Source organism: Micromonospora sp. KC207, assembly GCF_004348615.1.
GTDB lineage: Bacteria > Actinomycetota > Actinomycetes > Mycobacteriales > Micromonosporaceae > Micromonospora.
The window spans coordinates 1-6239 of sequence record NZ_SMKJ01000351.1; the positions used below are offsets into that span (position 1 = coordinate 1).

At 73.6% G+C, this 6239-nt stretch carries 4 protein-coding genes; all 4 read left to right on the forward strand.

Going from position 1 to position 6239, the window contains the following annotated elements; genetic code table 11:
- Positions 1 to 229 precede the first annotated feature (229 nt).
- Positions 230 to 1792, forward strand: coding sequence for an IMP dehydrogenase (guaB, locus tag E1258_RS28790; RefSeq protein WP_132406664.1), 1563 nt, complete (start codon positions 230 to 232; stop codon positions 1790 to 1792).
- Positions 1793 to 1819: 27 nt separating this feature from the next.
- Positions 1820 to 2938, forward strand: a complete 1119-nt coding sequence (locus tag E1258_RS28795; protein WP_007072936.1) for a GuaB3 family IMP dehydrogenase-related protein — start codon at positions 1820 to 1822, stop codon at positions 2936 to 2938.
- Positions 2939 to 3191: 253 nt separating this feature from the next.
- Positions 3192 to 4646: a M1 family metallopeptidase gene (locus tag E1258_RS28800; protein ID WP_132406666.1), complete on the forward strand. Its 1455-nt coding sequence runs from the start codon at positions 3192 to 3194 to the stop codon at positions 4644 to 4646.
- Positions 4647 to 4798: 152 nt separating this feature from the next.
- The coding region (locus E1258_RS28805; protein WP_132406668.1) for a M1 family metallopeptidase at positions 4799 to 6239 on the forward strand (1441 nt) is incomplete at its 3' end.

Sequence of the window (6239 nt, forward strand, 5' to 3'; positions counted from 1 at the left end):
CCGTAGACCCCGCGACCGCCGGACGCCCGCCCCCGTCCGGCCGATCACCCCGCGTCGGCCTCGGCGGGGGTGAGCGTCACGCTGCGTCGTCCACCGGCCCGGCTCCGGCGGGGGCGGCCGGGGGGGCCGATGGGTACGATGGCACCGACGCGCCCTCACCCGACGTGCGCCGGATGCCCGCGCGCGCCACCTCGCTGAAGCCCGCCCGACCCAGCTCAGGAGAGCAATCGTGGACAATTCGCCCAGCATCGATCTGCCGGCCGGCGCCGACCACGGCGAGCTGGGTGGCCATCTTCCGGAGCTGCCCGCCGGCTCGGCCCGCGTGGTCCCGCTCGGCCTCACCTTCGACGACGTCCTGCTCCAGCCGGGCGAGTCGGACGTGGTGCCCAGCCGGGTGAACACCCGCACCCGGCTGACCCGCAACGTCGAGCTGACCATCCCGCTGCTGTCCAGCGCGATGGACACGGTCACCGAGGCGCGGATGGCGATCGCGATGGCCCGCCAGGGCGGCATCGGCGTGCTGCACCGCAACCTCTCCCTGGAGGACCAGGCGCTCCAGGTCGACCTGGTCAAGCGCTCCGAGTCCGGCATGATCACCAACCCGGTGACCGCGAGCCCCGACGACACCCTGCGCGACGTCGACGCGCTCTGCGGCCGGTACCGCATCTCCGGCGTCCCCGTGGTCGACGGCGACGGCCAGCTCGTCGGCATCGTCACCAACCGGGACATGCGCTTCGTCTCCGAGCCGTCGACCCCGGTCCGCGAGATCATGACCCGTACGCCGCTGGTCACCGCCCCGGTCGGGGTCAGCAAGGACGAGGCGCTGGCCCTGCTGCGCCAGCACAAGGTCGAGAAGCTGCCGATCGTCGACGGCTCGGGCCGGCTGCGCGGGCTGATCACCGTGAAGGACTTCACCAAGAGCGAGCAGTACCCGAACGCCACCAAGGACGACGCCGGCCGGCTCCGGGTGGCCGCCGCCGTCGGAGTGGGCGAGGACGCGTACAAGCGGGCCCGGGCGCTGGTCGACGCGGGCGTCGACGTGATCATCGTGGACACCGCGCACGGCCACCAGCGGGCGGTGCTGGACATGGTCCGCCAGCTCAAGTCCGAGGTGACGATCGACATCGTCGGCGGCAACGTGGCCACGTACGCCGGGGCCAGGGCCCTGGTCGACGCCGGTGCCGACGGCGTGAAGGTCGGGGTGGGCCCGGGCGCGATCTGCACCACCCGGATCGTCGCCGGGGTCGGCGTCCCGCAGATCACCGCGATCATGGAGGCGGCACGGGCCGCCCGCCCGGCCGGCGTCCCGGTCATCGGCGACGGCGGCATTCAGTATTCGGGCGACATCGCCAAGGCCCTCGTGGCCGGCGCCGACACCGTGATGCTCGGCAGCCTGCTGGCCGGCTGCGAGGAGAGCCCCGGCGAGCTGATCTTCATCAACGGCAAGCAGTACAAGGCGTACCGGGGGATGGGCTCGCTCGGCGCGATGCAGTCGCGGGGCCAGGCCAAGTCGTACTCGAAGGACCGCTACTTCCAGCAGGACGTGCTCGCCGAGGACAAGCTGGTCCCGGAGGGCGTGGAGGGTCAGGTCCCGTACCGGGGGCCGCTCGCCGCCGTCGCCCACCAGCTCATCGGCGGGCTGCGCGCCGCGATGGGGTACGTCGGCGCGGAGAGCGTCCCCGAGCTGCACCGGCGCGGCCAGCTCATCCGGATCACGGCGGCCGGGCTCAAGGAGAGCCACCCGCACGACATCCAGATGACCGTCGAGGCGCCGAACTACCACTCCCGCTGACCACCCCCGACACCACCTGGAGCCACCATGCGTGACGTGGTCGAGATCGGCCTGGGCAAGACCGCGCAGCGCGGTTACCACCTGGACGACATCGCCATCGTGCCGAGCCGCCGCACCCGGGACGTCGACGACGTCTCCACGACGTGGCAGCTCGACGCGTACCAGTTCGACATTCCCTGCGTGGGGCACCCCTCGGACGCGACGATGAGCCCGGCCTCCGCCGTGCGGCTCGGCCAGCTCGGCGGGCTCGGGGTGCTCAACGTCGAGGGGCTGTGGACCCGGTACGAGAACCCGACCAAGATCCTGGAGGAGCTGTCGGGCCTCGGCGAGGACGCCCGCGCCACCAAGCGGCTCCAGGAGGTGTACGCCGAACCGATCCGCCCGGACCTCATCGCCGAACGGGTACGCGAGCTGCGGGCCGGCGGCCGCACGGTGGCCGTGCGGGTCTCCCCGCAGCACACCCTGACGCTGGCCCCGGTGATCCTCGACGCGGGCGTGGACGTCCTGGTCATCCAGGGCACCATCGTCTCGGCGGAGCACGTCTCCACCACCGACGAGCCGCTGAACCTCAAGGAGTTCATCGCCGACCTCGACCTGCCCGTCATCGTCGGCGGCTGCACCGACTACAAGACGGCGCTGCACCTGATGCGCACCGGCGCGGCCGGCGTGATCGTCGGCATCGGTGGCGACGACTGGTCGACCACCGAGTCGGTGCTCGGCATCCGGGTGCCGATGGCCACCGCGATCGCCGACGCCGCCGCGGCCCGCCGCGACTACCTCGACGAGACCGGCGGCCGGTACGTGCACCTGATCGCCGACGGCGACATCCAGACCTCCGGCGACATCGCCAAGGCGCTGGGCTGCGGCGCGGACGCGGTGATGCTCGGCGAGCCGCTGTCGCTGTGCGCGGAGGCCCCGGCGGGCGGCGCGTGGTGGCACTCGGCGGCCAGCCACCCGTCGCTGCCGCGCGGCGCGTTCGAGGTGGCCGGCGAGCCGCTCGGCGAGATGGAGCGGCTGCTGTTCGGCCCGGCCGACGAGCCGGACGGCCAGCTCAACCTGTTCGGCGGGCTGCGCCGGGCGATGGCCAAGTGCGGGTACCGCGACCTCAAGGAGTTCCAGAAGGTCGGCCTGGTCCTGGACCGCTGATCTCCGGTCCCGGCGCACGCCCGGGAGAGCACGTGCAACGGCCCCGCCGCGCAACGCGGCGGGGCCGTTCTGCCTCGGGTGTCAGCTCGCGCCGAACTCCACCCTGTCCTGCTCCCAGGAGAGAAAGGCTCGATCGAGGCGAGCTTTCGCTCCAGGCGAGCAGAAGCGAGGTCGATTTAGGGGGTATCGCCGACTTTGCGCCCTTGGCGGGTTGGTTTGGGCTAGGCTCCGCCTGCGACGGACGAGGAGAGCGATGGTCCGAACAGGAGAACGAACGGTCGGCCGGGCATTCGGCCTGGCCGTCCGCACCGTCCCACGGATCCATGCCGGCCTGACCGTCTGCCTCGTCGCGGTCGCCCTCGCCGTCTGCACCGGGGCACCCCCGGACCCCGACCGCCCCCGGGCCGGGGCGGCCGACGTCGGCGACCCGTACGTGCCCGGGCGCGGCAACGGCGGCTACGACGTGGCCGCGTACCGGCTGCGGGTCCGCTACGACCCGGCCGACGACCGGCTCACCGGGCACGCCACGGTCACCGCCACGGCGACGACCGGGCTGTCCCGGTTCAACCTCGACCTGTCCGGGCTGACCGTCGGCGCGGTCCGCGTCGACGGCGCGCCGGCCCGACACGCCCGCGACAGCGACGAACTGGTGGTCACCCCGGCGCGGAGCCTGGCGCGGGGCACCCGGTTCGCGGTCGACGTGGAATACACCGGGGTGCCGCAGCCGGTCGGGAACACCGCACTGGGCCTCGGCGGCTTCCTCGCCACCGCCGACGGCGCGGTGGCGCTGGGCCAGCCCGACTCGGCGGCCACCTGGTACCCGGTCAACGACCACCCGTCCGACAAGGCCACCTACGACATCGAGGTGACCGTCCCCGACGGGCTGGCCGCGGTCAGCAACGGCGTGCCGGCGGGGCGGGTCAGCGGCGGCGGCTGGACCACCTGGCGCTGGGCCGAGCGTGCCCCGATGGCCAGCTACCTGAGCATGCTCGTGATCGGCGACTACCGGGTCGCCACCGGCACCCACCGCGGCAAGCCGATGGTCACGGCCGTCGCGGCGAGCCTGCCCGCCGACGGGCCGGCCGCCGCGTCGCTGGCGCGTACCGGCGAGATCGTCGACTTCCTCGCCGACCGCCTGGGCCCGTACCCCTTCGACTCGTACGGCGGGATCGCGCTCGCCGAGGGCCGCGTCTCGTACGCCCTGGAGACCCAGTCCCGCCCGGTCTACGGGCCGAGCTTCTTCCGCTCCGGCCGCCCCGACCCGGTGGTGGTCGCCCACGAGCTGGCCCACCAGTGGTTCGGCGACAGCGTCTCGCTGGCCCGGTGGCGCGACATCTGGCTCAACGAGGGCTTCGCCACGTACGCCGAATGGCTCTGGCTGGAGCACGACGGGGGCCGCACCGTCGAGCGCAGCTTCGCGGCCCACTACGCCGCGACGGACTGGTCGCAGCCGTCGGTCGACCCGGGCCGGGCGAACATGTTCGGCAACGCCGTCTACCAGCGGGGCGCGCTGGCCGTGCACGCGCTGCGGCGGACCGTCGGCGACGAGGTCTTCTTCCGGATACTGCGGTCCTGGACCGCCGAGCGGCGCGGCGGCAACGTCACCACGGCGGACTTCGTCGCCCTCGCCGAGCGGGTCTCCGGCCGGCGGCTGGGCGCGCTGCTCGACGCCTGGCTCGTCGGCGGCAGCGCACCCGCCCTGCCCTGACGACGCGTCGCCCCGATCCCGCCTCGATCCGCCCCGGTGTGCACCGCCGGAGGGTGGCGCTGGGTAGGCTGCCGCAGGCGGAGCGGCCCGAACCAGCCGGGCCGGCCGGGCGGGCCGAGGGCCTCCGTCCGTCCGTCGGGAGGGACGACATGATGACGCTGCGTCTGCGGGGCCTGCGCCTCGGCACCCGGCTGCTGCTGGCCGGCGCGCTCGGGCTCGCCGCCTGCTCCTCGACGCCCGAGCCGGCCGCCCGGGAGGCCACTCCGTCGCCGACCGCGTCCCGGCAGTTCAAGCCCGGCGCGGCGGGGGTGGGCGACGACTACTTCCCCCGATACGGCAACGGCGGGTACGACGTGACCCGGTACGTCGTGAAGGTCCGCTACGACCCGGCGGCGGACCGCCTCACCGGCACCACCACCGTGCAGGCCACGGCCACCGCGGACCTCTCCACGTTCAACCTGGACCTGGCCGGGCTCACCGTGCGCACGGTGACGGTGGACGGTGCCCCGGCCCGGCACGCCCGCGCCGGCGACGAACTGGTCGTCACCCCCGCCGCCGGGCTGACCTCCGGAAACGGCTTCACCGCCGAGATCGGCTACGACGGCGAGCCGAAGCCGCTGCGCAACGAGGCCCTCGGCGAGGGCGGCTTCCGGCACACCACCGACGGCGCGGTGGCCCTCGGCCAGCCCGAGTCGGCGAGCACCTGGTTCCCGGTGAACGACCACCCCTCCGACAAGGCCGCCTACGACTTCGAGATCACCGTCCCCGAGGGGCTGACCGCCGTCAGCAACGGGGTGCCGGTCGGCAAGAGCACCCGCGCCGGCTGGACCACCTGGAAGTGGGCCGAGCGGTCCCCGATGGCCAGCTACCTGAGCATGGTGGCGATCGGCGAGTTCCGGGTGACCCGCGCCGAGCACAAGGGGCGGCCGGTGTTCCACGCGGTCACCACGAAGCTGCCCGAGGGCGCGGCGGACGCCTCGATCGCCCGCACCGTCGAGGTGGCCGATTACCTGGAGAGCGTGTTCGGGCCGTACCCGTTCGAGTCGTACGGCGGGGTGGTCGTCGACGAGCCGGGCATCAGGTTCGCGCTGGAGACGCAGAGCCGCCCGGTCTACTCGGCCGCCTTCTTCCGCCGGGGCGAGAACACCGGCGTGGTCGCGCACGAACTGGCCCACCAGTGGTTCGGCGACAGCGTGGCGCTGGCGCGGTGGCAGGACATCTGGCTCAACGAGGGGCTGGCCACGTACGCGGAGTGGCTCTGGGAGGAGCACCGGGGCGGGCGGACCGCGCAGCAGTCGTTCGACGGGCAGTACTTCGGCGCGTCCGAGTCGCTCTGGCGGACCCCGCCCGGCAGACCGGGGGTGACGAACCTGTTCGGCCACTCGGTGTACCAGCGCGGCGCGATGACCGTGCACGCGCTGCGGACCGCCGTCGGCGACCGGGCGTTCTTTCAGATCGTCCGGGGCTGGGCGGCCGACCAGCGCGGTGGCAACGTCACCACGGCGGACTTCGTCGCCCACGCCGAGCAGGTCTCCGGCAGGCAGCTCGACGCGCTCTTCGACGCCTGGCTCTACGGCACCTGTCTCTTATACA

Excerpts from the sequence above, each read along its gene's own strand:
- E1258_RS28800 (WP_132406666.1), top strand. The coding sequence starts at position 3,192 with ATGGTCCGAACAGGAGAACGAACGGTCGGCCGGGCATTCGGCCTGGCC.
- E1258_RS28795 (WP_007072936.1), top strand. The coding sequence starts at position 1,820 with ATGCGTGACGTGGTCGAGATCGGCCTGGGCAAGACCGCGCAGCGCGGT.